Source organism: Streptomyces sp. HD, assembly GCF_028369295.1.
GTDB lineage: Bacteria > Actinomycetota > Actinomycetes > Streptomycetales > Streptomycetaceae > Streptomyces.
Genome location: NZ_JAQMYP010000019.1, coordinates 112899 through 139477 on the forward strand (window position 1 = coordinate 112899; position 26579 = coordinate 139477).

Sequence of the window (26579 nt, forward strand, 5' to 3'; positions counted from 1 at the left end):
ATCAGGCTACGTCGGCACCTCTGTGAGGCGCAGGCCAGTTCCGTGAGACGGAGAGCACGACCGGCCGGTCGTCCCCGGCGGACAGACAGTCCCGCACCATGCCCGCCAGGACCTCGCCCGGCCCCAGTTCGAGGTAGGCGGCCACCCCGTCCCGCCGCATACTGTCGACCGCGTCCATGAAACGGACGGGCTCCCGCAGCGCCCGCACCCAGTGGTCCGGCCCGGCAGCCTCGGCACCCGTGGGCTTGCCGGTGGTGTCGGAGACGAGCGGGATGCGCGGGGCACGGAGATCCATCGTGCCTAGGACGCGGCGGTAGTCGTCCAGCAACGGGTCCAGCTGCGGGGAATGGGGCGCCATGTCCGCACGCAGCACATGCGTCCGGCGCCCCCGGGCCGCCCACTGGGCGCAGACCTCGGCCACCGCCTCCTGATCACCCGAGACGACCACGGACCGCGGCCCGTTGACCGCCGCGATCACCGTCGCGGGACCCAGGCGCAGTTCCTCGGGCGAGGCCTCCACCGCCGCCATCCGTCCCCCGGGGGGCAGGGTGCGCAGGAGCTGCGACATCGTGCCGACCGCGCGACAGGCGTCGGGCAGCGAGAACACGCCCGCGACATGCGCGGCCGCCATGTGCCCGGCCGAGTAGCCGAAGAGCACGTCCGGCACCACTCCCTGGCTCTCCAGCAGCCGGTACTGCGCCACCTGGAGCGCGAAGATCGCCGGCCTCGCGAACACGGCGCGGTCCAGCAGTGCGCCCGTGGGCGTCCCGGCGGGGGCGAACATCACCTCGCGCAACGGCACGTCGAGGTAGGGGTCGAGCAGAGCGCAGACCTCGTCGAGGACGTCGGCGAAGTACGGGAACGCCTCGTACAGGTCGCGGCCCATGCCGGGCTGCTGGGATCCGGTCGCGGAGAACAGGAACGCGGTACGCCCCTGCGGCAGCGCCGCCGCAGCCGGCTCGCCCGACGCCGCTGCCGCGCCGGACGTCAGCCGTGCGACCACCTCCTGCGCCGACCGGCACACGATGATCCGCTCCAGATCTCCCGGGCGCAGGAAGCCCTCGTCGCGCGCGTGCTCCAGGAAGGTGACCAGGGGACGGTAGAAGCCGAACGGGTCGAGCAGCAGACACGGCTTGCGGTGAATCCGCAACTGCGCCCACGACAGCACTTCCAGGAGTTCCTCGGCCGTGCCCAGGCCGCCGGGCAGTGCCACGAAGGCGTCAGCCGATTCGGCCATGCGCGCCTTGCGCTGATGCATGTCCTCGACCACCTCGAGTTCGGTGAGACCGGTATGGGTGATCTCGTACGGCAGCATGAGGTTCGGGATGACCCCCGTCACCGCGCCACCGGAGGCGAGGGCCGCGTCCGCGACCGCGCCCATCAGACCGATGTGCGCACCGCCGTAGACCAGTCGCAGGCCCGCCTCGGCCAGGGCACGGCCGAGTTCGGCGGCGATCCGCATGTGGTCGGGCCGGTTGCCGGGTGAGGATCCGCAAAAGACGGTCACCGTCGTCACGGCCACAGCCCATACCCCCTGGTCAGGACCCGGTACGGGTCGTAGCGGTCCTTGGCGTGGACGAGATCCGGCCACATCGGGCCGAAGTGGGAGCGCCAGTCCTGCGGCGTCATCGGCAGCGCACCGCCCGGCAGGAGGACACCGCCGAGGGCCCGGGCCCGCTCGTACAGCGCCCGGTTGGCGTCGACGAGCCGCCGTACGACGTCCGGGGCGCCGGGCGGTGCCGTGCGCATCAGGGAGAACAGGCACGAGGACTCGCCCTCGGGCCTGCGCAGCAGCGGGGCGCGCAGCGCGTGCCCCGTCAGGGGGCGCAGCTGGACCGTTCCGCACACGCGCAGGCCTTGCTGAGCCTCCTCGGACAGCACCGCAGGAACGAAGGAGGGCACGGCCTCCTCCGGCAGCAGCAGCGTGAACCAGGGGTGCGGGCGGTCCCACTCACCCGTGGCGCGCAGCAGCCGCTCGTCCCGGTCCAGCCGGTGCACATACTCGCCGTACGACAGGTCCGTGATCTCCTCGGTGTCCCGGTCGTGGCCCAGGCCGCCGATCAGCGGCTCGTCGTCGACGGGCGGTTCCCCGGCGCTCGGGCCGCCGGGGTGCGGCGCGACCGCCTCGATCATGTACCGCCAGCTTCCGCCCAGGTCCGGCCGCACCTGGCCGGCGACATGGCTGAAGCGGCTGTCGCGGGCCAGCCGCCGCTGGTCGGTGACATAGGTGTCCGGGGTGTCGTAGTAGAGGCGGTAGCGGCGCACACGGGTCGGTGCGGGCACCAGCGTCAGGGTGGCCCTGACGATCAGGGCACACTGGCCGAGCCCGGCGAGGACCGCGTCAAAGAGGTCCGGACGCCGGTCGGGGGAGCAGGTCAGCCGTTCGCCGGTGCCGGTGACGACCTCCACCTCCCGCACCCGGTCGGCGACCAGACCGTACCGGTGACTGGAGCCGCCGAAGCCGCCGGTGCTCAGGACACCGCCCACGCTGCCGCCGAGGTGGTCGGGCAGCACCGGAGGCGTGAGCCCCTCGGCGAGCGCGGCCCGTACGACGTCACGCCACAGCGCGCCGGCACCGGCGGTCAGGGTCCGCCCGGCCGGCTCACAGCGCACCTCGTCGAGCCCGGTCATGTCGACGACATAGCCGCCGTGCGCCTGCCCCTGCCCGTACAGGGCCTGTCCGCCGCCCCGCGCGGAGACCGGAAGCCCGCGCGGCCCGGCGAAGGAGAGGAGCCGGCTCACGGCGACGGGGGAGCGGGCCGTGATGACGTCGAGCGGGCGGGAGCCGACTATGTGCCCGAAGTCGGTGGCGGCACGCTGTATGTCCGCGGTTACTTTCACGCTGCACGTTCCAGCATATCGACGTCGAATCCGGGGCTCCTCATGGAATCGTCGAAAATTTCGGCGAACACCCGGTGCTGCAGAAAACCGTGCTCCGCGTGCCGTTCGGCGATCAGCTCGGCAATCCGGTTGAAAATGCGCTCGGGTATGTGCTGTTCGTGGATGGTCTTCACATCCAGTCCATATTTCGCACAGCATTCGAGCACGGCCTCGAATCCGTTGACGGAGGCTGCCAGCCACCGCTGCCGGGGGTCGCGCCAGAGGGCGGCCAGTTCTTCGAGCAGGCCGGGGCCGGGCGGGTCGGGGGTGAGCATCGCGCGCGCCCTGCGGGTGAGGGCGGCCAGGTACTCGTCGCGTTCGGGAAGGGTCAGGACCTGCACCGTCAGCTGCCAGGACAGCTCCGGCCGACGGGCGCACAGCTCCCGCAGCAGGGAGATCGACCCGCCCTCGACGATCACCAGCCGATGCCTTTCGGCGAGCCGTTCCACCGTCTCCACCAGCGCATCCGTGGCATCCGTCGCCGACAGGTCGCCGTCGGCGATCGTCCGGTCGCCGAGCCAGTGCCGGCGCACGCCGGGGACGTCCGCTCCGGCGCGTGCGCTCGTGGTGGCGAGGTCGGTGAAGCACTGCAGGCGGTCGGCGACGACGATCGGGGCGCCGGTCCGCCGGGCCAGCTCGGTGGCTGTCGCGCTCTTGCCGACGCCCGTCGGCCCCGCGATCAGATGGACGAACGGACGGACCGAGGGAGGCGTTTCATCGTCGGTCATACGGGCTGTTCCCTTCCGGGGTTTTCACTTGGAATTCCCACGAGACGGTTGAGGCTTCAAGTACATATGATCATGGGGTAGCTTGAAAAACCAAGGCCGTAAGAGCGGCATTCACATCGAGTTCTTACCGAATTCATGACGTGCCGCTGATGCCGTCGCCCGGAAGGATTTGCCATGCACTTCGACATGCTGGAGGCTGTCGCCGCCTCCCTGCCCGCCGCGCAGCCCGGCGCCGCCGCCGAACGCGCCACCGTCCTCATCGGCTACGGCGCCGCGGACGAACTGACCAGGTTCGCCGCCGACCCGCACTGGACCGTGCACGTCCCCGGCCATCCGGCCGAGGTGCGCGCCGCCGTCCGGCGCGCCGTGGAGTGCGGCGAGCGGACGTACGTCCATCTCTCCGGTGAGTCCAACGCCGAACCGCGTGCTCTGGGAGAGGGCTTCGAACTCGTCCGGGAGGGCCTCGGCGGCGTGGTCCTGGCGATCGGCGCCACCCTCGACCCGGTCCTGCGCGCCACGGAAGGTCTCGACCTGGCCGTGCTCTACGCGGCCACCGTCCGGCCCTTCGACGAGGTGGCCCTGCGCACGGCCGTGCTCGCCGCCGACCACGCCGACGTCATCCTCGTCGAACCCGGCTCGTCCGGACTGTCGGCCCAGCAGGTCGCCCGTACCCTGATCCACGTACCGCACCGGGTGTTGGCGCTGGGGCGCGCGGACGGCCTGGACGAGGCGGCCCTCGCCCGGGCCGTCCGGGACTTTCTCAGGTGAGCGGCGATCGCCCGCGCCGGCCCAAAGCGGCCAGCGTCGCGTCGAAGTCGGCGGGGCGCGGGCGGTTGTGCGGCAGCTTCGACAGCAGGACGGCCATGCCGCAACTGTCGGTGAGGGCCGAGAACACCAGCCCGGCCGCGATCCCCGCGGAGAGCACCTGCCAGGCCGGGTGCAGCAGTCCGAGGGCCAGGCCGAGCAGGACGATCGCGCCCGCCGTGAAGCGCACCTGACGCTCCATCGCCCAGACGGGGCGCCGGCCCGGCGCCGGCCGGCGCAGTTCGTGCCCGCGTGCTGCCCAGCCCTGGGTGCCGCCTGCCAGGGTCATGGCCGGTATGCCGTGCCCGGAGAGGATGCGGCAGGCTCGCTCCGAGCGGGCGCCTGAGGCGCAGACCACCAGCAACTCGCCGGGAAGCCGCCGAAGCGCGGGCAGGGCCGAGTCGAGGCGGTCCAGGGGGATGTTGAGGGCGTCGGGCAGGTGTCCGGCGGCGTACTCACCCGGGATGCGCACGTCGATGACGGTGAGGCCGGGCAGGCGGGTGCGGGCCTGGTCGGCGTCGAGGGCGCGGGGTTCAGGGGGCGGGTTCACGGGAAGCGAGATCCTTTCGAGGGGGAGGAGGTAAAATACCCCCAAGGGTATGCAGAGGAGTGATCGTGGAGCTGCAGTTCGAGGGCGATGAGCTCAAGTCGGTGCTGAACCGCCTGCGCCGGGCGCAGGGGCAGATCTCCGGAGTGATCAAGATGATCGAGGAGGGCCGCGACTGCGAGGACGTCGTCACCCAGCTCGCCGCCGCCTCCCGGGCTCTCGACCGGGCCGGCTTCGCGATCATCGCGACCGGGCTCCAGCAGTGCCTCACCGACGCCGAGAAGGGCGCACGCGACGGTGAGACGACGGAGCAGATGAAGGCACGGCTGGAGAAGCTGTTCCTGTCACTGGCCTAGGGGCACGACCGCGGGGGGTCATACGACGGCGTCGGCCAGCATGAACACGGCCACCGCCAGCAGCGCGCACGCGAAGATCCGCTGCAGCGTGCCGCCGGAGACCTTCCCGGCGAGCCGCTTGCCGTCCCACGCGCCGAGCACCGCGGCCGCCGCGAACGGCGCGACGGCTCCCCAGTCGACCGGCGCCGCCGCACCCGCCCGGGCCGCCAGCGCGACCAGTGAGTTGACGGTGATGACCAGCAGGCTCGTGCCCACGGCGGCCCGCATGCGCAGCCCGACCACGTTCACCAGCGCGGGTACGGCGAGGAAGCCGCCGCCGACCCCGAGCAGGCCGGTCACCGCGCCGAGCCCCGCCCCGGCCTGAACGACCCGGCCGGGACGCACCGGCACCTCGTCGTGCCGTACGGCGGCCGGCGGCCGCAGCATGCGCAGCGCGGCGACAGCGGCGATCACCGCGAACGCCCCCGTGAGCAGCGCGGGAGGCAGCCGTCCGGACACGGCCCCGCCGACCGCCGCGGGCACCAGGCCCGCCGCCGCGAACAGTGCCCCGGCGCGCCATCGCACCGTGCCCTCACGGGCGTGCGCGCCGAGCGCGGTCACGGAGGTGACGGTGACGACGACCAGGCTCGCGGTGGCGGCCGCGGCCGGTGTGAAGCCGAGCAGGTACATCAGCGCGGGCACGGCCAGCACACTGCCGCCACCTCCCAGTGCCCCGAGCGCGAGCCCGGTGACGGCACCGGCGAGCAGACCGAGGACCAGGGCGCTCACCGGGGGTGGCCCGGGGCGTGGGACCCGGCGAGGCGGCCCGCGGGCAGGGCTCGGGTGCGACCGGGGCGAAGGGCAGGGGCGGGCGCGACCAGGGACTCCCGCGCCTTGCGGGCCACCTCACACACCACCGCGCGCCTCCGACTCCGCCACCACGGGAAGTCCCGCCTCGGCCCAGGCCCGCATCCCGCCGATGACGTCCACGACATCCGCGCCGCGTGCCGTGAGCAGGGCCGCGGCCGCACGCGAGCGCTTGCCGGAGCGGCAGATCGCGACGACCGAGCGGCCCTGCGCGGCCGGCGGCAGCAGCTCACCCGACGTCAGTGCGGACAGCGGCGCGAGCACGGCGCCCGGAGCGTGCCCCGCGGCCCATTCGTCGGGCTCGCGCACATCCACGAGGACGGAATCTGCCTCCGCCAGCCGGTGGGCCTCGGCCGCGGTGACGCGCGCCATGGGGAGCCCGGCGTCCTGCGCCGCGGCGAACCCGTCGTCGACGGCGACGACGTCGCGTCCCGCCGCGTCCAGCAGTGAGGCGGCGATGGCGGCCCGCATACCGCCGGCGCAGTGCACCCACACGGTGCCGTCGGGTATCTCCGTGAGACGGTCGCGCAGCTGGTGCAGCGGTATGTGCACCGAGCCCCTGAGGTGACCGGCGTCGCGCTCGGAGTCGCGGCGCACGTCCAGGACCACCACGTGATTCTGCGCGGCCAGTTCGGCGAAGGTGCCGCGCGGGAAGGAGCGCGGCCGCTCGCCCTGGCGTGTCCAGTCGGCGGGGGAGCCGGTCGCGGCGGCGGCCGGCCGGTCGATGCCGACCCGGACCAGTTCCCGCTGGGCGTCGGCCAGTTGGGCCGGGGTCTCGGCGAGCAGGGTGACCGGCTTGCCCCACGGCAGCAGCCAGGCCAGATAGGTGGCGAGCTGCCCCTCCGCCTCGAAGTTGAACGAACCGGCGACATGCCCCTCGGCGAACGCGACCCGGTTGCGCAGATCCACCACCCACTCCCCGGCGGCGAGCCGCGCCGCGATCTCCTCGGCGCCGGCCGGGCGCGGTGGGGTCAGGTCCACCGGCGCCGGACCCCGCGCGTTCGCCGGACCCATGTGCGCGTAGTACGCCGGGACGTCGTCCAGCCCGGCGAGCAGGTCGGCGACGAACGCGTCGACGTCCTTCACCAGGGCGTCGTTGACGGCACGCTCACGCCCGATCGTCGTCGTCGCCCCGCCCGCGGCCTGCGTGGCGGAGCAGAAGCTGCCGAAGCCGTGCGTGGGCAGGACCGCAGTCTCGTCCGGCAGCTCGGCGGCAAGCCGCTGCGCGGAGTCGTACTGCGCCCGCGCCAGCCGTCCCGTCAGCCGGGGCTCGACCAGATCGGGCCGCCCCACCGTGCCGATCAGCAGGGAACCGCCGGTGAACACGGCCACCGAGCGCCCGGTCTCCTCCAGGACGTACGAGGTGTGGTGCGGGGTGTGCCCGGGGGTGGCCAGGGCGCGCAGCACCAGGCCGTCCGTGATCTCCGTACGGTCCCCGTCGGCGACCGGCACCCGGTCGTACCCGACCTGCGCCGCGGCCGGCACCAGGTAGACGGCGCCCGTGAGCCGGGCCAGCTCCAGGCCGCCGGTCACGTAGTCGTTGTGGACGTGCGTCTCGGCGACGTGCGTGATCCGCACGCCCCGCCGCGCGGCGGCCGCGATCACCCGGTCGATGTCCCTGGGCGGATCGACCACCACGGCGCTGCGCGCGTCCCCCGCCAGATAGCTGCGGTTGCCGAGCCCCGGTACGTCGATGGTGTCGACGAAGTACACGGCAGTGCTCCTCTCCTGGTCCTCTCGTGCACCCCTGGGTTTATTACCCCCGGGGGTATGTGGCAAAGGTAGCAGAGGTACCCCTGGGGGTATTCGGGAGTGGTGGTCGAGAAGCCCGGATCGATGGCCGGAAAGGGGACGTGAAGCGCTCGGATCCAGCCCTTTACTGATCAGTCACATCTAGGGTCGGGAGTGGAACGAGAGCCGCCGAGGGAAGGGTGGAGCACCATGGCGCAGGAAGTTCGCGGCGTGATCGCACCGGGCAAGGACGAGTCGGTGCGGATGGAGACGATCGTGGTGCCCGATCCGGGGCCGGGCGAGGCCGTCGTGAAGGTGCAGGCGTGCGGGGTCTGCCACACCGACCTGCACTACAAGCAGGGCGGCATCAGCGACGACTTCCCGTTCCTGCTGGGTCATGAGGCCGCGGGCGTCGTGGAGTCGGTGGGGGAGGGCGTCACCGACGTCGCCCCCGGTGACTTCGTGATCCTCAACTGGCGTGCGGTGTGCGGTCAGTGCCGGGCCTGTCTGCGCGGCCGCCCCTGGTACTGCTTCGACACCCACAACGCCAAGCAGCGGATGACCCTCGCCTCGACCGGACAGGAACTGTCCCCGGCGCTCGGCATCGGCGCCTTCGCGGAGAAGACGCTGGTCGCGGCCGGGCAGTGCACCAAGGTCGACGCGTCGGTGGCGCCGCAGGTCGCCGGCCTGCTGGGCTGCGGCGTGATGGCCGGAATCGGCGCGGCGATCAACACCGGGAACGTCGGCCGCGGCGACACCGTCGCGGTGATCGGCTGCGGCGGCGTCGGGGACGCCGCGATCGCCGGGGCACGCCTGGCCGGAGCGGCGAGGATCATCGCGGTGGACATCGACGACCGCAAACTGAACACGGCCCGCACCATGGGCGCCACGCACACGGTCAACTCCCGCGAGAACGACGCGGTCGAGGCGATCCGCGAGCTGACCGGCGGCTTCGGCGCCGACGTCGTCATCGAGGCGGTCGGCCGCCCGGAGACGTACAAGCAGGCCTTCTACGCCCGCGACCTCGCCGGCACCGTCGTCCTGGTCGGCGTGCCCACGCCCGAGATGAAGCTGGAACTGCCGCTGCTGGACGTCTTCGGCCGGGGCGGCGCGCTGAAGTCGAGCTGGTACGGCGACTGTCTGCCCTCGCGCGACTTCCCGATGCTCATCGACCTCCACCTGCAGGGGCGTCTGGACCTGGAGTCCTTCGTCACCGAGACCATCGCGCTGGACGAGGTGGAGAAGGCGTTCGAGCGGATGCACCACGGCGACGTGCTGCGCTCGGTGGTGATGCTGTGATGGCCGCCCGCATCGAACGCCTCGTCACTTCCGGCCAGTTCTCGCTGGACGGCGGCACCTGGGACGTCGACAACAACGTCTGGATCGTCGGCGACGACCACGAGGCGATCGTCATCGACGCCGCCCATGACGCCGACGCCATCGCCGAGGCCGTCGGCGACCGGCGCCTCACCGCGATCGTGTGCACCCACGCCCACAACGACCACATCGACGCCGCGCCCGCCCTGGCCGACCGGACCGGCGCCACGATCTGGCTCCACCCCGACGACCTGCCGCTGTGGAAGCAGACCCACCCCGACCGCGCCCCCGACGCCCACCTCGTGGACGGACAGATCATCGAAGCCGCGGGCGCTGACCTGACCGTCCTGCACACCCCGGGCCACGCGCCGGGCGCGGTATGCCTGCACGACCCCGGCCTGGGCGTCGTCTTCACCGGCGACACCCTGTTCCAGGGCGGCCCCGGCGCCACCGGCCGCTCGTACTCCCACTTCCCGACGATCATCGACTCGATCCGCGCCCGCCTGCTCACCCTCCCGCCCGAGACCAAGGTCTTCACCGGTCACGGCGACCCGACCACCATCGGCGCGGAGGCTCCACATGCGCAGGAGTGGATCGACCGCGGCCACTGAGCCGAGCGCCGCCGCGGCCGCGCGGCGCTCGATCTGATCGCCGACGCCTTCGGGCAGGACGCCGAGCTGATCGCGGTGCCCGTGGAGCGGGTCCGGGACGAGTTCTTCCGGCTGCGGTCGGGCGTCGCGGGCGCGGTCATGCAGAAGTTCGCGCACTACCGGCTGCGCCTCGTCCTCGTCGGCGACATCTCCCACCACATTGCCGAGAGCACCGCCCTGCGCGGCTTCGTCCACGCGACCGAAAGCGGCCGCCACAGCTGGTTCCTGCCGACCTACGACACACTCGACGCGCGACTGCGCCCGGCCGGGTGACCCCGAAACACGACCAGTAAAAGACGACAGAAGATGTCCGGCTTACCCGGCACCCTCGGAGACGACATCGCTCGCAGAGGGTCGGGAGGCCGGACATGTCACAGCCGCTCAAGGACAAGGTCGCACTGGTCGCCGGGGCGACACGGGGGGCCGGGCGCGGCATCGCCGTGGAGCTCGGCGCGGCCGGCGCCATCGTCTACGTCACGGGACGCAGCACACGCGGGCGCCGCTCGGAGTACGACCGCCCCGAGACGATCGAGGACACCGCCGACCTGGTCACCGAGGCCGGCGGCCACGGCGTCGCCGTACCCACCGACCACCTCGACCCGGCGCAGGTCCGCGCACTCGTCGACCGCATCGCGGACGAACAGGGCCGCCTCGACGTCCTCGTCAACGACATCTGGGGCGGCGAGAAGCTCTTCGCCTGGGACAGCCCCGTCTGGGAGCACGACCTCGACAAGGGACTCCGGCTGCTCCGCCTCGCGGTCGAGACCCACGCCATCACCAACCACCACGCCCTGCCGCTGCTCCTGCGCCACCCCGGCGGACTGGTGGTCGAGATGACCGACGGCACCGCGGAGTACAACGGCGCCCACTACCGCAACTCCTTCTTCTACGACCTCGCCAAGGCGTCCGTACTGCGCATGGCCTTCTCCCTCGGCCACGAACTCGGACCACGCGGCGCCACCGCCGTCGCGCTCACCCCGGGCTGGCTGCGCTCGGAGATGATGCTGGAGGCCTTCGGTGTGCGCGAGGACAACTGGCGCGACGCCCTCGAACGCGTCCCGCACTTCGCCATCTCGGAGACCCCGCGCTACGTCGGCCGCGCCGTGGCCGCACTCGCCGCCGACCCCGAGGTGGCCCGCTGGAACGGTGAGTCCCTCTCCGGCGGACAGCTCGCGCAGGTCTACGGCTTCACCGACCTCGACGGCAGCCGCCCCGACGCCTGGCGGTACCTCGTCGAGGTCCAGGACGCGGGGAAACCGGCCGACACGACGGGTTACCGCTGAGCGGGCACCGGGTCGGTCGCGTGCAGCGACCAGCGCGCGGAGTGGCCCGGCGGGAGACCCAGGTCTTCCCGCACCGCCGCGTAGTAGCCCTCACGCCCGGCGCGCTGCCGCTCCAGCAGCTCCTGCCAGGCTTCCGGATCCCGGCGGCCGTCGCGTACGAACCGCTCCATCTCCATCGCCACCACGACCCAGGCCCGTGCCCTGTCCACCACCTCGGGGCTGCCCAGCATGATCAACGCCTCGCCCGAGGGATCCCGGCCGGTGGTCGCATCCGCCAGCAGCGGTTTGGCCTCCTCCAGAGGCAGGGGATCCGGGTGCGGGTCGTTGCCCAGCCCGGCGGCGACCCGGTACGTCACCGTGACCGTCTTCTTCACCGACCGCGCGTAGTCGGCGTACACCGCCAGCCGCCGCTCCTCCCAACGCGCCGTCTGCTCCCGCCGGAACCTCATCCGATCGCCCCGCACGACCACCAGATACGAACCGATCGCGCCGATCACGACGCCGAGCAGAGCGGGGAGTTGCTGAAGGAACGCGGACATGGACGCACGGTACCCGCCCGTCCGGGCCGCCCCGCCCGCGCCCCCGACTGCCACGGACCGCGGCCCAGGTGTCAACTTCTCGGCCACTCACGGCACTTGCCGACCGTCGAAACGGTCCGGTCGTGCCCTTGTTCGGTCGTCACGGGTCAGTCCCAGAGAGTGCCTCACGGCGGGACGACGGCGCGCATACGGTCCCGGCACCGAGGCGGGTCGCCAGCACCGGCCCGCGCAGTCAACGGCACATGCAATGGGAGGCGCTGTGGCGAGTGTGGAAGTGTCGCTGAAGGAGATGATGGCCGGGGTCGAGGGAGCCCTGGGAGCTGCTGTCGTCGACTACACCAGCGGAATGGCGCTGGGCACCCTCGGCGGGAGCAAGGACCTGGACCTGACCGTCGCCGCGGCCGGCAACACGGATGTCATCCGTGCCAAGGTCCGCACCATGGAGCAGTTGGGCCTCAAGGGCCAGATCGAGGACATCCTGATCACGCTGGACCGCCAGTACCACCTGATCCGCCTGGTGACGGGTCGTACCGGCAACGGGCTCTTCCTCTACCTCGTCCTCGACAAGGCCCGGTCGAACCTGGCGATGGCCCGCCACCAACTCAAGCGCGTCGAGGAGGAGATCGAGATCTGACCCGCCCGAGGACGTCGGTGGCCACGCCTGCCCATCATGTGAAGACTTCTTCAAGTCACCACATCAGCATGGTTCCAAAGTGCGTTCCTACCGGGCCCAAGGCGTGAAGGATCGGCTTCCGAAGGCGGCCTGTGCTGCGGCGGTGTCCCCGGATGCCGCCGCAGCGCGGCGGTCGCAGTCCCACCCATCCGACCAGGAGCGAGCATCCATGCAGGCCCCCCTCTACCAGGTCAAGGCGGAGTTCTTCCGCATGCTCGGCCACCCCGTGCGCATCAGGGTGCTGGAACTCCTCCAGCACGGGCCGGTGCCCGTACGGGACCTGCTGGCCGACATCGAGATCGAGCCGTCCAGCCTGTCGCAGCAGCTGGCCGTCCTGAGACGCTCCGGCATCATCGTGTCCATCCGGGAGGGCTCCACCGTCCGGTACGCGCTCGCCGGCGGAGACGTCGCCGAACTCCTGCGTGCCGCCCGCTGCATCCTCACCGAGCTCCTCACCGGCCAGAACCAGCTCCTCACCGAACTCCAACAGGCCGACACCCCGGCCGCCCTGGACCGCACCGGGTGAGACCGCACGAAGGCACCGCCACTACGGTTCGGCCCATGACGGACACAGCGCACTTCGCGGGGTACGGAGTTCTGATCACCTGGGCGAGCCCGAGGACATCGGCGCCGCGGTCGCCTTCCTGGCGTCCCACGACGCCGCCTGGATCACCGGAACGACGCTCACCGTCGACGGCGGCCTGACGGCGGTGAACTCGGGGTTCCACGAGGGGATACGGGGATACAGCGGCGCCGAGCCACCTGAGCACGCGCACAGGACGGCTCCCCGCCGAACCTGGCGGGGAGCCTGCAACGCCGTAGGGCGGCTTCCGGTGGCTACCTTGGCGAGACGGTGTCCTTGGTGCCGTTGGTGCGGATCCGGTCCCGTATCAACGAGATCCCGATGACCAGTGCGGCGACGAGCACCGACAGCAGGACCTGACTGCGGCCGCCGCCCTTGCTGTCGTCGGTGAGCATGTAGACGAGCACGAACGAGATCATCGCGATCGTCGCCCACGTCAGATACGGGAACAGCCACATCCGGACGACGAGCTTCTCCGGGCTCTCGCGCAGGATGATCCCTCGCATCCTCAGCTGCGAGAAGCAGATGACCAGCCACACGAACAGGGCGACCGCGCCCGAGGAGTTCAGCAGGAACTGGAAGACGGTGTCTGGCCACAGGTAGTTGAACGCGACCGCGAGGAAGCCGAAGGCCACCGAGGCCAGGATCGCGACGTGCGGGACACCGCGGGCGTTCGTGCGGACGAAGGACGGCGGGGCGTCGCCGCGCTGCCCGAGGGAGAAGGCCATCCGGGACGCGGTGTAGAGGCCGGAGTTGAGACAGGACAGTACGGCGGTCAGCACGATGAAGTTCATGATCTGCCCGGCGTGCGGGATGCCGATCGAGTCGAGCGCCGCCACGTACGAGCCGTGCTTCTTGATCGAGGGGTCGTTCCACGGCAGCAGGGACACCACGACGAGGATCGAGCCGACGTAGAAGACACCGACCCGCCAGATGACACTCCTGGTGGCCTTGGCGACCGCCCGCCGCGCGTCCGGGGACTCACCGGCGGCGAGGGTGACGATCTCGCTGCCCATGAAGGAGAAGACGACCAGCAGGATGCCGGTGAGGATCGTTCCGGGCCCGTTGGGCAGGAAGCCGCCGTGCTCGGTGAGATTGCCGAAGCCGGTCGCGGCGTGGTCGGAGCCGGGCAGCACACCGAAGATCGCCAGGCCGCCGAGGACGATGAAGCCCGAGATGGCGACGACCTTGATGCCCGCGAACCAGAACTCGAACTCGCCGAAGGAGCCGACCGAGGCCAGGTTCGTGGCGGTGAGCACCACCATCACGATCAGAGCCCAGGCCCACTGCGGTACGGCCGGTACCCACCCCTCCAGGATCACGGCACCAGCGGTGGCCTCCACGGCGAGCACGACGACCCAGAAGAACCAGTACAGCCAGCCGATCGAGAACCCGGCCCAGCGACCGAGCGCCCGGTCCGCGTAGGCGGAGAAGGAGCCGGAGGACGGGTTGGCCGCGGCCATCTCGCCGAGCATCCGCATCACGAAGACGACCAGCGCGCCGACCAGCACGTACGACACCAGGATGCCGGGTCCGGCGGCGGCGATACCGGATGCGGATCCCACGAAGAGACCGGCGCCGATCACCCCGCCGATGGCGATCATCGACAGATGGCGGTTCTTGAGACCGGCCCGCAGACCTGCCTGCTCCGGAGGCTGACCACCTGCGGGTGGAGCGGTGTCTGGGGCGAGAGATCCGGGGGGACGTGTAGTCATGTCGACATCCGTTGAGTGGTTGGGAGAGCTTTGCGGGGAGCGGGCGCCCGGGGCAGCGTTCACGGCATGGGGTGAGCCGTGTCACTTGCGGAGTTGGATTTGCGCAAGCGTATGGGGGGCCGTGGGGCGTCGTGTTTGTGAAAGACGAACAAACTCGCCCGCAATGCCTGTGGGACCGGACAATGCGGAGCCGGCGTCAGGCGCCCGGCGGCAGCCGCAGCTGGAGCATGGCCAGCAGACGCTGGTCGGGACGGCTCAGGTCTAGACCGGTCAGCTCCTCGGCCCGGCGAATGCGGTAGCGCAGTGTGTTGGGGTGCACATGCAGCTGGGCCGCGGCTTCCCGAACGTCACCGAGGGCGTTGAGGTAGACGAGCATGGATTCGGCCAGTCGGCCCTGGTGTCGGCTGTCGTGCGCCACCAGGGCGGTCAGCCGTGGATCCCGTATCTCGGGGTGGGCGGCGAACAGGGTCAGCATCTCGCTGATGAGTACTTCCGCCTGGATGTCGGGCAGCGCGGCGACCGCGGTGGGCAGGCCGGTGCTCATCATGGCGTCGAGGATGCGGTCGGATTCCCGGCGCGACTCGGGGACGTCGCCGAGCACGGGCACCAGGCAGCCGATCGAGCCGCGCAGCGGCAGGCCCAGATGGCGGCGCGCGGCGTCGGTGATCTCCTGGCCCCAGCCGCGCAGCGTGTCCGTGTCGATGCTGCGCGGCAGCTGGGGCAGGAGTACGTATATGCGGGGGTCGAGCTGGGTGACCAGGGCGCTGCGGTGGCGCGCGGCGATGTGCACCGAGATCAGGTTGGTGACCTCGGTGTGGGTCAGCTCGGGTGCGGCGCCGGCATGGCTGGTGTCCGGCGCGGCGACTACCTCCGCGGTGCCGTACGAGAAGCCCAGGACGGCGGCCGGCAGGGTGGCGTCGAATCCCAGGTGCGTGGCGAGCGGCTGCGGCCCGGTGCTTCCCTCCAGCAGTCCGGCCAGCAGGGTCCGGGTGAGGGTCAGGTCCTCGGAGAGCTCCCGGCGGCGGCGGACCAGGTGGTGCGCGGCCACCCGGGCGGCGCCCAGAAGCGCCTGCTCCGAGTGCTCGGACAGGGGCGTCGAGCCTTCCTGCACCCAGATGGTGCCCAGCTGCCGGTCCCCGGACCTGATGGCCACTGCCAGCCGGCGGCGGATCCCCAGCTCCGGGTGGCTGTCGATGCCGATGACCTGGTCGCTGGAGTGCAGATGCTGGAACACGCCCCACGCGCGCAGCTTCGCCAGGTACGCCTCGGGTCCCTGCCAGCCGAGGATGGAGCGCCGCCGCAGGTCGTCGATCTCGTCGGAGTCGGTGGAGCGGGAGTAGGCCAGCACCCGGTTGGCGACGTCCTCGACGCTGACGATGCCGTTGGTGAGGATGGCCGTGGTCTGGGCGAGGGAGAACAGGTCGCCCTCGCCAGCACCTTCACCGGGGTGTCCCGCAGGGGCGTCGTCCAGGGCGGCGCAGGCCAGCGCGTTCACCTGCTCCCAGCGCGCCTCACCGCGCAGCGAGAGCAGGGCCACCCCGGCCTCGGCGGCCGTCTCGCTGAGGGCCCCGGCCTGACCGGGACCGTCCAGCTTGACCACGACGGCGGCGGCTCCGTCACGAGCGGCGGCTCGCAGCGCGGGAAGGGCGGCCCGGCCACGGGCCCCGATGACGAGGACCAGCTCGCCCGGCCGGGCGGTCGGAGGGTCCTCGGGGTCGAGCAGGGCAACCCCCCGGATCTCGACGTCGAGCCCGGCGGGAGCGGCCTGTACCTCCACCAGGGAGTCACCCAGGGTCATCAGCAATTGGCGCAGGCTGACGCCGGCTGGGGGCGGAGACACCGCGGCCGGATCCATGAACGTCGCCTCTGCTGGGAACCATGGCGGACCCCGATGCTATCCGCCCGTGCGAGAGGGGCTCCATGGGGCATGACGCCCGTCGACGGCCCCAGGCGTATCCGTCGCCCCGGTCAGGTCCCCCCGGCGCCGTGCAGGCTGTCGAGCCCGGAAGCGATCGCGTCGAGCACCCGATCCGCATCGGCCTCGGACGTACGCCAGTTGCTGAACGCGGCCCGCAGCGCGGGGGTGCCGTCGTACACGGTCGGCGTCAGGAACGTCTCGCCGGACGCGGTGACCGCCCGGGCCAGTGAGTCGACGCGTTCCGGCGTCGGCCGGTCGGCGAGCGTGAAGCAGACGACGTTGAGCCGGACCGGCGCGAGCAGCACCAGCCCGGGAAGGCCGGCGATGCGCTCGCCGAGGCGGCGCGCGAGGACGACCGTGCGTTCAACGATCTCGCGGTGCCCCTCCCGGCCGTACGCCATCAGCGAGAACCAGGCCGGCAGAGCCCGCAGCCGGCGGGAGCTCTCCGGCGTGAGGTGCAGGAGGTCGGGGTCCTCCGTGGGCAGCCCGATGTACGGCGACGCGTTGTGGAAGACGTTCACCTGCAGGTCCTGTCGGCGGGTGAACTGGACCGCCGCGTCGTAGGGCACGTTCAGCCATTTGTGCAGGTCGACGCAGACCGAGTCGGCTGCGTCGAGACCGTCGACGAGATGCGCGTACCTGGGGGAGAGGGCGGCGAAAGCGCCGAAGGCGGCGTCGACGTGGAGCCAGAAGTCGTACCGCTCCTTGAGCGCGGCGATGGCCCGCAGATCGTCGAAGTCCACGGTGTTCACGGTCCCGGCGTTGGCCACGACGATCGCCGGACGTCCCTCCAGCGCGTCGAGGGCTTCGGCGAGCCGGCCGACGTCGACGGCCTCGCGGTTGCCGGGCAGTACCGGTACCCGGCGGAGCCGGTCCCGGCCGATGCCGAGGACGGCCAGCGCCTTGAGGACGGTGGAGTGGGCGCTGCCGGACAGCACGTCGACCGGGCCGAGTGCCGCGACCCCGTCCCGGGCGACGCGGACGCCGCCGCGCTCGCCGAGCCATTCCCGGGCGATGGCGAGTCCCACGGTGTTGGACGCGGTCGCACCGGTCACGAAGGCCCCGCTGTGTGCGTCGCTCAGCCCGAACAGCGCCCGCAGCCAGCTCACCGTCTCCCGTTCCAGTGCCGTCGCCCAGGAGTCGGCGCCATTGATCACGTTCTGGTCGTATGTGCTGGTCAGCCAGTCCCCGGCGAGCGCGGCCGGTGTCGTACCGCCCGTGACGAAGCCGAGGTAGCGCGGACCGGCCGAGCCGGAGAAGCCCGGCGCCCACCGCTCGGCGAACCGGGCGAGGGCATCCGCGGCCCCGACACCCTCGGCCGGGAGGTCCTCGTGATCGGGAGCGTCGTCCAGGCGTACGACCGGCCGCTCGGCCAGAGCGGCCAGCTCCCGCGTCGCGAGGTCGCGGGCGGATCGCAGGATCTCGGGGAGACGGGAGAGATCGTCGGCGAGTAATGGGTGCATTGCGGCAGCGTAGGCACAACTTCACCGTTCGGTCACAGACCGAACCGCTCGGACAACCGATCCCAGGGCGCACGGGTCTAGCCAGCAGAGACCACACAACGCAAGGGAAAGGCCCGGCCATGGGGGACATACGCAGACGGCGCGCCGTCGCACTCGGCATCACCGGCGGACTCGTCGCGCCGCTCGCACTCACGCTCGCCGCCAGTCCGGCGCAGGCGGCGCCGAGCTGTACGACGCAGACCGGGCCGTATCAGAAGCAGGTGGAGAAGTTCCTCGGCCGGCCGGTCGACGGCAAGCAGTCCGCGGGCGACTGCAAGGCCATCCAGGCCTTCCAGACCAAGCACGGCATCAACCCGAACGCCGGCTACGCCGGTGCCGTCACCTGGGGCGTGATGGACCTGATGCTGAAGCAGAAGGCCGTCGGCAACAATCCCAACAAGGACGGCAAGTGCCCCACCAACAAGGGCCGCATCGCCTGCGTGAACCTCACACTCCAGCTGAGCTGGATCCAGGACGGCAGCCGGCTCGTGTACGGCCCGGTCCCGGTCCGCACCGGCCGTAACGGCTACGAGACCCGCACCGGTCTGAAGAAGATCTACTGGCGCAACATCGACCACGTGTCGACCATCTACAACGTGCCCATGCCCTACGCCCAGTTCTTCGACGGCGGCCAGGCCTTCCACTCGGTCGGCGTCAGCATGTGGAACCCGCCGGGCTCGCACGGCTGCGTCAACATGACGAAGACCAACGCCAAGAAGTACTGGTCGCTGCTGAAGAACGGCGACGACGTCTATGTGTACGGCCGCAAGCCGGGCACCTGACACACCCCAGGCACCCGGCTCCCGCGGGAACGTCACGCCTCGGGGGCGTCCCCGAAGTCCGGGATCTCCAGCCTGACCCCGCCCTGCCGCGCCGACTCGTGCGCGATGATGCCCGGCAGGGTGTAACGGGCCGCCACCCACGCGTTCACGGACGGCAGGGTGCGGGAGTTGACGGCGGTCACGAAGTCGTCGACCAGGAAGTGGTGGCTGCCCTCATGGCCGTTGTGCAGATGGTCGAACTCCCGGGGCAGCCGGGCCCGGTCGTGCACCGGCGCCGAACCCGAGGTGAAGGCGGCCCGCAGCTCCGGCGCGATGTGCTGGAGTGACGGATCGTCAGGAGACATGGTGGGCTTGGGCTCCAGCAGTTCGCTGATGTCCTTCACACCCTTCTTGTCCTGCCACATGGCCACGGTCGCGAGCTGCTCCATGCTGGCCTCGGTGCCGAAGAACCGAAACCGCGACTCCCGTATGTGCGAGGGGTAGCCGACCCGCCGGAACTCGTTGGTACGGAACGAGCCGCCGCCCGCGACCTCGAACAGCGCGGTCGCGTTGGACACATCGTTGTCGAACTGGCTGACACCCCTGTCGAAGACGCCGTCCCCCCGGTCGTCCACGACCCCGATCGCCGAGACGCTGACGGCGTGCGTCTGCCAGGCGCCGAGCACCCCGCCCACCGAGTGCGTCGGGTAGAGCAGCGGGGGATAGGAGGCGGTCGCCTTCCAGCTCTCACCGCCGCTGTACTGGTACGCCTCGTAGAACCCCAGATCCATGTCGTGGACGTAGTCGCCCTCGGCGTAGAAGAGGCGCCCGAAGGCGCCCTCGGCGATCTGGTTGCGGGCGTGCACGGTCGCCGGGTTGTACTGGCTGGTCTCACCCATCATGTACGTCAGACCGGTCGCCCTGACCGCCTCGATGACCGCCGCGATCTCCTCCGTGGTGATCGCCATCGGGACGGCGGAGTAGACGTGCTTGCCGGCCTTGAGGCCCTGGAGCACGAGGGGGCCGTGCGTCCAGCGCTGGGTGAAGACGGCGACCGCGTCGACCGCCTTCGACTCCAGCATGGCCTCGTACGACGGGAACGTGCCGGCCAGTCCCTGCGCTTCGGCGAGCTGCTCGGCCCGCTCGGGCAGCAGATCGGTGACGTACACGTCGCTGACACCGGGGTGGGCCTGGAACAGCGTGGCGAACTGGCCGGAGAACTGGCCGGCGCCGACGATGCCGAGGGAGAACGTCATGTAAGGCATGCCCTTCACTGGTCGAGGGATCACTGGTCGAGAGATCACTGGGAGAGGATCAGGTTGATCTGGTCGTTGGTCTGGTCGAGGCTGCCGGCGGATTTGCCGTTGCCGTAGATGTCCTCCATCGCCGGCATCATCAGGGCGGTCACGTCGGCCGCGTAGTTGGTGATCGGGTAGGAGAAGGTCCGGGAGCCCTTCTTGTCGGCCACGGGTTCGGTGAACGCCGTGACGTCGATGCCCTTCTTCCGGTAGGCGGCGATGGCCGCCTCGGTGCCCGCCGGGGTGGCGGGGAAGACGACTCCGGCCCTGCCCACGACGCTCTGGCACTCGTCCGACGCCAGATAGGCCACCCACTTGCGGGCGCCCGCCTTGTTCTTGGAGGCCTTGGAGATGGAGTCGGCGAGCCCGTTCATCATGGTGGCGCGCTTGCCGGTCGGGCCGACGGGTGTCAGCGCGCTCTTCATCTCGCGGCCCTTGAAGCCGTCGTAGGTGGAGATCATCCAGGCCCCGTCGAGGGCGGTCGCGGCCTTGCCGGCGGCGACCTGGGTGTTGGCCTGGTTCGACTGGACGTTGTAGTCGGCGAAGGGGGCCATGTACCCCTTCTCCGCCAGGCCGAAGTACCAGTCGATCACCGACTGGAAGGTCTTGCTGTCGTACTGGTACCGGGTGCCCCAGCGTGCCTTCTCCGTGTAGCTCCATCCGGCGGAGGCGGCGAAGGGGCTCCACTGGGTCTGGCCGTCGCCGAAGCCGCCGCCGTTGGTGGCCAGCCCGTACACCTTGACGTTGTCCTTGTCGAAGCCCGGCTCGTCACCCCGTCGGCCCTTGGCGTCGACGGTGAGATGGGCGATCGCCTTCTCGAAGGTGCCGCCGTCCTTCGGGTTCCAGGCCAGGGAGTTGAGCTGCTCGGCGCTGAGCCCGGCGGCCTTCGCCATCTTGTCGTCGTAGAAGAGCGCGACGGTGTCCCAGTCCTTCGGGGTGCCGTAGCGATGGCCGTCCTGGCCGATCCAGTTGGCGGCCAGGCCCGGCTGGTAGTCGGAGTCCTTGATGCCCAGCTCGTCCAGCGGCTCCAGCACCTTCAGATCGGCGAACTGCCCGAACTTCTGGATGTGGTCGGTGAACACGTCCGGCTGGGTGCCCGCGATGAACCCGGCGGTGAGCTTGGTCCAGTAGTCGCTCCATCCCAACTGGGTGATCTTCACCTTCAGTCCGGGGTTCGCCTTCTCGAACCCCTTCGCACAGGCCTGATAGGCGGGCAGCTGGTTGGTGTCCCACAGCCAGTACGTCACCGTGTTCGACGAGGCCCCGGTCGAGTCGCCCTGCGCACAGCCCGAAGCCAGGGACAGCGTGAGCGCTCCGGCCAGCGCGGTCAGCGTACGAAGTCGCATCTTCCAGTCCCTCACTTGATCCCGGTGAAGCCGATGGTGCTGACGATGCGGCGGGCGAAGCAGGCGAACAGCACCAGCATCGGCAGCGCGGCGATGAGCGTCGCCGCCGTGAGCCCCGACCAGTCGACGCCGGTGGCCGGGGTCTGCGCCCGGAAGATCGCCAGTGCCACGGTCAGCACCCGCGAGCTGTCGCTGTAGGAGACCATCAGCGGCCAGAAGTAGTCGTTCCAGGACGTGATGTACGTCAGCACCGACAGGGTGATGACCGGCGTGGACGCCATCGGCAGGATCACCCGGAAGAAGATCCGTACCTTCCCGGCGCCGTCGAGCAGTGCGGCCTCCTCCACCTCGTGCGGGATGTTCATGAAGAACTGCCGCAGGAAGAACACTGCGAACGGCGTCATGAACAGGCTCGGCAGCGCGATGCCCAACAGGCTGTCCACCAGGTGGAGTTCCTTGATGAGCACGAAGTTCGGCAGCAGCGTGAAGATGGTCGGCACCATCAGCCCGGCCAGGAACAGCGCGAACACCTTGTCCCGGCCGCGCCAGCGCAGCCGCGCGAAGGCGTACGCGGCCATCGCCGAGAAGAGGATCTGGCAGCCGGTGATCAGGGTCGAGACGATCACCGAGTTGAGCAGATAGCGCCAGAAGTCCAGCCCGCCGCCGGCGCCTCCCTGGGCGACGGCCTCCTGGGCGGACTGCAGGCCCAGGGCCCGTTCGAATCCGCTGGTGCTCAGATCGACGGGCAGGGGGTCGGCGGGGCCGGCGTTGAGGCCCGCGTTGGTGGACAGCGAGGTGCGCAGGATCCAGTAGAACGGCAGCAGGGTGATCAGGACGATCAGCGCCATCACGGTCCAGGCGAGGGCCCGGCCGGGGGAGAACCTGCGGCGCTGCGGTCGAACGGTCGGGGTGGGGGCGGTCACGGCGGCCATGTCGATGTCTCCCTTCCTCAGCCGAGATCCGTCTGGCCGGCCCGGGTGAGCCGGTACTGCAGGACGGTGATCGCGCTCAGCACGACCAGCAGCGCGACGGACATCGCGGAGGCGTAGCCGAACTGGAAGCGGCCGAAGGCGGAGCCGTAGATGTAGTACTGGAGCACGTTGGTCGCGTTCGCCGGACCGCCCGCGGTGGTCACGGCGACCGTGTCGAACACCTGGAACGAACCGATCACCGTCATGATCAGCACGACCGCGAGGACCGGCCGGAGCAGGGGCATGGTGATCCGCCAGAACATCCGCCACTCGCTCGCGCCGTCGACCTTGGCCGCCTCGTACATGTCGCCGGGTATCGCCTGGAGGCCGGCGAACAGCAGCAGCGCGGTGTAGCCGACGTGCCGCCACACGTTGATCAGGGCGATGGTGGGGATGGCCCAGGTCTCGTCGTTGAGGAAGGCGATCCGGTCGACGCCGAGCGCGCTGATGATCTCGTTGCCGATGCCCAGCTGAGTGTCCAGGATCCACAGCCAGACCAGGCCCGCGACCACGTTCGACATCAGATACGGCGTGAGGACGATGCCGCGCAGCACCGCCGACTGCGTCAGCCGGTGCAGCAGCACGGCGATGGCGAGTGCCGCCAGCGTCTGCACACCGATGTTGATGAGCACGTACTCGACGGTGACCGCCAACGAGTCCCAGAAGATCGGGTCGTGGACCATCCGCACGTAGTTGTCCAGGCCCACCCACTCCGCCGGCGTCAGCAGGTTGAAGCGGGTGAAGCTCAGGTAGATGCCGCGCAGCGTCGGCCAGAGCAGGAAGACGACGAAGCCCAGCATCGCGGGTGCGATGAACACCGCGGCGAGCCGCCCGTCCCCCTGGTTCTCGCGGGACGCCGCCCGCCGGGTCCTCGACTTTGTCCCGGTCCCCATGGCGTCGCCCAAGGGCAGACGCGACGGAGGGCTGCTGGAGGCGATGGTCATCGGGAGACTCCCTCGTCTGCGGCTCGCTCGTCCTCGGCCACTTACTTTTGGGGCGAAAGAATCCAGTCGTCAAGGGGTGCGGGAACATCTTCTTCCTGGCGCTCCGATCGGCCTACAATGGCTGGGTTGCTTTCATGAAGAAAAAAATCATGTGGGAGCCTGACGACCATGACCGCACTAGCCGCCAGCTGGCTTCCCCTCAGCCCCGGTGAACGCTCCGTGGCGATCGAGGTACTCCTCGGCGGCCCTCTGTCGCGCACCGAACTGGCACGGCGGCTCGACCTGTCCGCGGGCAGCCTCACCCGGCTGACCAAGCCGCTCATCGAGTCGGGCCTCCTCGTCGAGGTCCCCGAGGCGGGCGCCCCTGCCGAGGTGCGTCAGGGGCGCCCGTCCCAGCCGCTGGACGTCGTCGCCGAGTCCCGCTCCTTCGTCGGCTTCAAGATCACCGAGGACATGGTCTACGGCGTCGTGACCACCCTCAGAAGTGAGATCGTCGCCCGCCATGACCGCCCTCTGACCAGCAATGATCCCGCCGAAGTCGTGGATCTGCTGGGGGAGATGACCGAACGGCTCGCCGGTGACCACCCCCGCCTCGCCGGTATCGGCATCGGTGTGGGCGGTCTGGTCGAGGGCCGTGCCGTGGTGGGCGAGTCCCCGTTTCTGCACTGGAGCGACGTTCCCCTGGCCGAGCTGGTCGAGGAGCGCACGGGGCTGCCGGTCGTCGTGGAGAACGACGTGGCCGCCCTGGTCGAGGCCGAGACCTGGTTCGGTGCGGGCCGGGGCCTCGACCGCTTCGTCGTCCTCACCATCGGCGCCGGCATCGGCTACGGCCTCGTCCTGGGCGGACATCGGGTGCCGTACGCCGAGGAGGACCGCGGTTTCGGGCGGCACTGGATCGTGAACCCCAACGGACCGCTCACCCCCGACGGGGCGCGCGGCAGTGCCGTCTCGCTGCTGACCATCCCCAGCATCCGGTATCAGGTGCAGGCAGCCACCGGCCGGGACCGGACGTACGAGGAGATCCTGGAGCTCGCCGCGGCGGGTGAGCCGCTGTCCGCCCGGGTGATCGAGGAGGCGGCCCGCGCCCTGGGTACCCTGGTCGCCCAGATCGGCAATTTCGTGCTGCCGCAGAAGATCCTGCTCGCCGGTGAGGGGGTGGGGCTCATGGGCGTCGCCGGCAAGACCGTGACCGAGACCATCCGCGCCCACCGGCACCCGCTCGCGGCGCCGATCGACCTGGAGACCAAGGTGTCCGACTTTCACGACTGGGCGCGGGGTGCCGCCGTACTGGCGATCCAGGTGCTGGTGCTGGGGGCGGCGGACGCCTGAACTCGGCGATCTGCTTTGACAGATGGACGTGATCAGCAACACGTCCGGTATGCCGGGTTTATGCGACCTTACTCACAGCGCCTTCACCTCTTGCACCGTATGCTTCACAGCATGTCCACCACTGTTGAAATCGCCTCCGATCGATCGGCTGACGAGGTCAACGAGGAGATCCGGGCGCTGTGGCGCCGGTCGGGCGGGACACTGAGCGGCGAGCAGCGCGAGGAGTATCAGCGCCTCGTTCTGGAGTGGGCCGCAGCGGCCCTGCAGTCGGAGAAGGCGGCCTGACCGGGCGCCTTCGGCCCCGCCCCCGAAAAACCCTCCTCGGCCTGCCCTCGCCCCATCCACGACCCTGTTCACGATCGCCTCGCCCCGGCGCGAGGCGATCGCCATTTCGCGTGCCGGGTCCACTCAGAGCATCAGCCCCACGTCGCCGAGTAGTAGCGCCGGTACGCCTTGCGGTCCTGTTCCGCGCGGATGAAGCGGGTCGCCACCAGGGCGACCAGGCTGCCCGCGACCACCAGCAGGCCGGGGCCGACGTTCTTCGGGTCCGCGAGGCGGGACAGCAGCGTCGTGGCGGTCACACCCGTGATCGGTGCAGAAGAACCGGGGGAGGCGTCGCCGGGGGCGATCGCGCTCTGGGTCGGTGATGTGGACGGGGCGGCGCCCTGCTGGCCCGAGCCGTTCCCGGCCGCGACCAGCAGCTTGACGTTCAGCGCGGTCAGCGCCTTGGTAACGGGCTGGAAGAACGTCGTACCGCCCGCTTTGCAGTCGCCGCTGCCGCCCGACGTCACGCCCAGCGCGACCCCCTCGGAGAACATCGGACCGCCGCTGTCCCCGGGCTCGGCGCACACGTTCGTCTCGATGAGGCCGGTGACGGTGCCCTCGGGGTAGTTGACCGTGGCGTCGAGCGCCGTCACCTCGCCGTTGCGCAGCCCGCTGGTGCTGCCGCTGCGGAACACCCGCTGTCCGACGGCGGGATCCGCGGCGCCGGTGATCCGCACGCCCTTGCCGTCGCCGATGGACACGACGTCGGCGCCGGCGCCCGCGTCCCCGCTCGCGTACTGCACCAGGGAGAAGTCACCGCCGGGAAAGTTCTGCTGCACGGTCTGCCCGATCTGCCGGGAACCCTGGTTGTCGGCGAACCAGACGGAACCGTTCGGCCCGCAGTGTCCGGCCGTGAGGATGAAGTCGCGCTGTCCGTCGGTGACGTTGAAGCCGGCCGAGCAGCGCCCGGCGGTGGACAGCAGCGGCAGCGCGCCGTTGAGCCGCGTCGTGAACGTGCCCTCGGTGCGCTCCATCCGCACGAAGCCGCCGATGTCGCCCGCGACGTCCGTCATCCGGGACCAGTCGGCGGACGAGACCGTGCTGTCGCCCTGTACGACCACCTGGTTGGAGCGGTAGTCCATGACCCACGCCGTGCCGGGCACCCGGGGCGCCGAACGCAGCGTCGACGTCGCCGACTTGAAGTCGTCCATGCTGTGGTCGACCATCTTCGCCTGGGCGCCGGCCTTGCGTACCTCGGCCGCCGCCTGCTCGTCGGTGACGGCGACGACCGGCTTTCCGTCGGCCCCGATCCAGCTGCCCGCCGTACGGGACGTCCCCAGCCGTGCGACGAGATCGCTGCCGGTGCCGGCGGCCGAGGCGGCGTAGGTGCGGGGGACGGCGGAGGGGTCCGGTGGTTCGCTCGCCACGGCGCGTGTGACCATCGTTCCGCCGAGGAGGAGTCCGCCGACGGCCGCCAGCCGTGTCACTCGCCGGACGAGACGTCGTCGTGCGTGCCTCATGCATGGCTCCCGAACCAGTACAGCGCGGCAGCAAAGCCGCGGGGCCCTCCCGGAGTTGAGCACCCTCTCTCCAT

General features: G+C 70.7%; 25 protein-coding genes and 3 pseudogenes. 12 read left to right on the plus strand and 16 right to left on the minus strand.

Annotated features, from left to right (window positions below; translation table 11 throughout):
- Position 1: 1 nt before the first annotated feature.
- Genes POF73_RS19915 through POF73_RS19925 form a run of 3 tightly spaced genes read right to left on the minus strand, consistent with a single transcriptional unit; the run spans position 2 to position 3608 of the window.
- Positions 2-1516, minus strand: coding sequence for a TIGR00730 family Rossman fold protein (locus tag POF73_RS19915; protein WP_272117214.1), 1515 nt, complete (start codon positions 1514-1516; stop codon positions 2-4).
- Positions 1513-2841 (minus strand): FAD-binding protein, encoded by a 1329-nt coding sequence (locus POF73_RS19920; protein WP_272117216.1) that lies wholly within the window; start codon positions 2839-2841, stop codon positions 1513-1515. Before POF73_RS19920 ends, POF73_RS19915 begins: the two co-directional genes overlap by 4 nt.
- Positions 2838-3608 (minus strand): isopentenyl transferase family protein, encoded by a 771-nt coding sequence (locus POF73_RS19925; protein WP_272117217.1) that lies wholly within the window; start codon positions 3606-3608, stop codon positions 2838-2840. The genes POF73_RS19920 and POF73_RS19925 overlap by 4 nt, the downstream gene beginning before the upstream one ends.
- Before the next feature lie 174 nt (positions 3609-3782).
- Between POF73_RS19925 and POF73_RS19930 the strand changes: the two genes are divergently transcribed.
- Entirely contained in the window at positions 3783-4376 is a 594-nt protein-coding gene (locus POF73_RS19930; protein ID WP_272117219.1) for a transketolase, read from the plus strand.
- On the opposite strand, the gene POF73_RS19935 is transcribed toward POF73_RS19930, so the two are convergent.
- Entirely contained in the window at positions 4369-4962 is a 594-nt protein-coding gene (locus POF73_RS19935) for a rhodanese-like domain-containing protein (RefSeq protein WP_272117221.1), read from the minus strand. The genes POF73_RS19930 and POF73_RS19935 overlap by 8 nt on opposite strands.
- A gap of 65 nt (positions 4963-5027) precedes the next feature.
- Between POF73_RS19935 and POF73_RS19940 the strand changes: the two genes are divergently transcribed.
- Positions 5028-5315, plus strand: coding sequence for a metal-sensitive transcriptional regulator (locus tag POF73_RS19940; RefSeq protein ID WP_272117223.1), 288 nt, complete (start codon positions 5028-5030; stop codon positions 5313-5315).
- Between the two features lie 18 nt (positions 5316-5333).
- Here the strand turns inward: POF73_RS19940 and POF73_RS19945 are convergent, their stop codons facing one another.
- The 3 genes and pseudogenes from POF73_RS19945 to POF73_RS19955 all read right to left on the minus strand — a co-directional run.
- The gene (locus POF73_RS19945) at positions 5334-6083 is read right to left on the minus strand and encodes a sulfite exporter TauE/SafE family protein (RefSeq protein ID WP_272117225.1); all 750 of its coding nucleotides are present in this window, start codon (positions 6081-6083) and stop codon (positions 5334-5336) included.
- Positions 6084-6200: 117 nt separating this feature from the next.
- Positions 6201-6533 carry a rhodanese-like domain-containing protein gene (locus POF73_RS19950; RefSeq protein WP_272117306.1) on the minus strand — a complete coding sequence of 111 codons (333 nt, stop codon included), beginning with the start codon at positions 6531-6533 and terminating at the stop codon, positions 6201-6203.
- Positions 6531-7874, minus strand: a pseudogene (locus tag POF73_RS19955) (MBL fold metallo-hydrolase); the annotation flags it as partial. The pseudogene POF73_RS19955 and the gene POF73_RS19950, both read right to left, overlap by 3 nt.
- Positions 7875-8102: 228 nt before the next feature.
- Here POF73_RS19955 and POF73_RS19960 point away from each other — a divergent pair.
- The 4 genes and pseudogenes from POF73_RS19960 (at position 8103) to POF73_RS19975 (ending at position 11142) form a co-directional block, all read left to right on the plus strand.
- Positions 8103-9191 carry an S-(hydroxymethyl)mycothiol dehydrogenase gene (locus POF73_RS19960; RefSeq protein ID WP_272117226.1) on the plus strand — a complete coding sequence of 363 codons (1089 nt, stop codon included), beginning with the start codon at positions 8103-8105 and terminating at the stop codon, positions 9189-9191.
- Positions 9191-9820: an MBL fold metallo-hydrolase gene (locus POF73_RS19965; protein ID WP_272117228.1), complete on the plus strand. Its 630-nt coding sequence runs from the start codon at positions 9191-9193 to the stop codon at positions 9818-9820. The genes POF73_RS19960 and POF73_RS19965 overlap by 1 nt, the downstream gene beginning before the upstream one ends.
- Positions 9821-9850: 30 nt before the next feature.
- Positions 9851-10132 (plus strand): annotated as a pseudogene (locus POF73_RS19970) (DUF4180 domain-containing protein); the annotation flags it as partial.
- Positions 10133-10227: 95 nt separating this feature from the next.
- Entirely contained in the window at positions 10228-11142 is a 915-nt protein-coding gene (locus POF73_RS19975; protein WP_272117230.1) for an SDR family oxidoreductase, read from the plus strand.
- Here the strand turns inward: POF73_RS19975 and POF73_RS19980 are convergent.
- On the minus strand, positions 11133-11681 hold the full coding sequence (locus tag POF73_RS19980) for a hypothetical protein (protein WP_272117232.1): 549 nt from the start codon (positions 11679-11681) through the stop codon (positions 11133-11135). The two genes, POF73_RS19975 and POF73_RS19980, sit on opposite strands and share 10 nt — an antisense overlap.
- A 259-nt stretch (positions 11682-11940) precedes the next feature.
- Here POF73_RS19980 and POF73_RS19985 point away from each other — a divergent pair, with 259 nt between their 5' ends.
- The 3 genes and pseudogenes from POF73_RS19985 to POF73_RS19995 all read left to right on the plus strand — a co-directional run.
- A complete protein-coding gene (locus POF73_RS19985) occupies positions 11941-12315 on the plus strand; it encodes a hypothetical protein (protein WP_272117234.1) in 375 nt (124 codons plus the stop codon).
- Between the two features lie 208 nt (positions 12316-12523).
- Positions 12524-12880 carry an ArsR/SmtB family transcription factor gene (locus POF73_RS19990; protein ID WP_272117236.1) on the plus strand — a complete coding sequence of 119 codons (357 nt, stop codon included), beginning with the start codon at positions 12524-12526 and terminating at the stop codon, positions 12878-12880.
- 46 nt (positions 12881-12926) lie between these two features.
- Positions 12927-13094, plus strand: a pseudogene (locus POF73_RS19995) (SDR family oxidoreductase); the annotation flags it as partial.
- 97 nt (positions 13095-13191) lie between these two features.
- Here the strand turns inward: POF73_RS19995 and POF73_RS20000 are convergent.
- The 3 genes from POF73_RS20000 to POF73_RS20010 form a co-directional block, all read right to left on the minus strand.
- The gene (locus tag POF73_RS20000; protein WP_272117239.1) at positions 13192-14652 is read right to left on the minus strand and encodes an amino acid permease; all 1461 of its coding nucleotides are present in this window, start codon (positions 14650-14652) and stop codon (positions 13192-13194) included.
- Positions 14653-14848: 196 nt separating this feature from the next.
- Entirely contained in the window at positions 14849-16492 is a 1644-nt protein-coding gene (locus POF73_RS20005; protein WP_272117241.1) for a PucR family transcriptional regulator, read from the minus strand.
- Between the two features lie 128 nt (positions 16493-16620).
- A complete protein-coding gene (locus tag POF73_RS20010) occupies positions 16621-18033 on the minus strand; it encodes a pyridoxal phosphate-dependent decarboxylase family protein (RefSeq protein WP_272117242.1) in 1413 nt (470 codons plus the stop codon).
- Positions 18034-18152: 119 nt separating this feature from the next.
- On the opposite strand from POF73_RS20010, the gene POF73_RS20015 reads away from it, so the two are divergent.
- The gene (locus POF73_RS20015) at positions 18153-18854 is read left to right on the plus strand and encodes a L,D-transpeptidase family protein (RefSeq protein ID WP_272117244.1); all 702 of its coding nucleotides are present in this window, start codon (positions 18153-18155) and stop codon (positions 18852-18854) included.
- Between the two features lie 32 nt (positions 18855-18886).
- Here the strand turns inward: POF73_RS20015 and POF73_RS20020 are convergent, their stop codons facing one another.
- Genes POF73_RS20020 through POF73_RS20035 form a run of 4 tightly spaced genes read right to left on the minus strand, consistent with a single transcriptional unit; the run spans position 18887 to position 23392 of the window.
- Positions 18887-20089 carry a Gfo/Idh/MocA family protein gene (locus POF73_RS20020; protein ID WP_272117246.1) on the minus strand — a complete coding sequence of 401 codons (1203 nt, stop codon included), beginning with the start codon at positions 20087-20089 and terminating at the stop codon, positions 18887-18889.
- Positions 20090-20133: 44 nt separating this feature from the next.
- Positions 20134-21477, minus strand: coding sequence for an ABC transporter substrate-binding protein (locus POF73_RS20025; protein WP_272117248.1), 1344 nt, complete (start codon positions 21475-21477; stop codon positions 20134-20136).
- 11 nt (positions 21478-21488) lie between these two features.
- Complete coding sequence (locus POF73_RS20030) at positions 21489-22409, minus strand: carbohydrate ABC transporter permease (RefSeq protein ID WP_272117249.1); 921 nt, start codon at positions 22407-22409, stop codon at positions 21489-21491.
- A gap of 17 nt (positions 22410-22426) precedes the next feature.
- A complete protein-coding gene (locus POF73_RS20035) occupies positions 22427-23392 on the minus strand; it encodes a carbohydrate ABC transporter permease (RefSeq protein ID WP_272117251.1) in 966 nt (321 codons plus the stop codon).
- A 168-nt stretch (positions 23393-23560) separates the two neighbouring features.
- Between POF73_RS20035 and POF73_RS20040 the strand changes: the two genes are divergently transcribed.
- The gene (locus POF73_RS20040; RefSeq protein ID WP_272117252.1) at positions 23561-24721 is read left to right on the plus strand and encodes an ROK family transcriptional regulator; all 1161 of its coding nucleotides are present in this window, start codon (positions 23561-23563) and stop codon (positions 24719-24721) included.
- A 99-nt stretch (positions 24722-24820) separates the two neighbouring features.
- The gene (locus POF73_RS20045) at positions 24821-25006 is read left to right on the plus strand and encodes a hypothetical protein (protein WP_272117254.1); all 186 of its coding nucleotides are present in this window, start codon (positions 24821-24823) and stop codon (positions 25004-25006) included.
- 131 nt (positions 25007-25137) lie between these two features.
- Here POF73_RS20045 and POF73_RS20050 read toward each other — a convergent pair whose 3' ends face one another.
- Positions 25138-26505: a S1 family peptidase gene (locus POF73_RS20050; protein ID WP_272117256.1), complete on the minus strand. Its 1368-nt coding sequence runs from the start codon at positions 26503-26505 to the stop codon at positions 25138-25140.
- Positions 26506-26579: the final 74 nt, after the last annotated feature.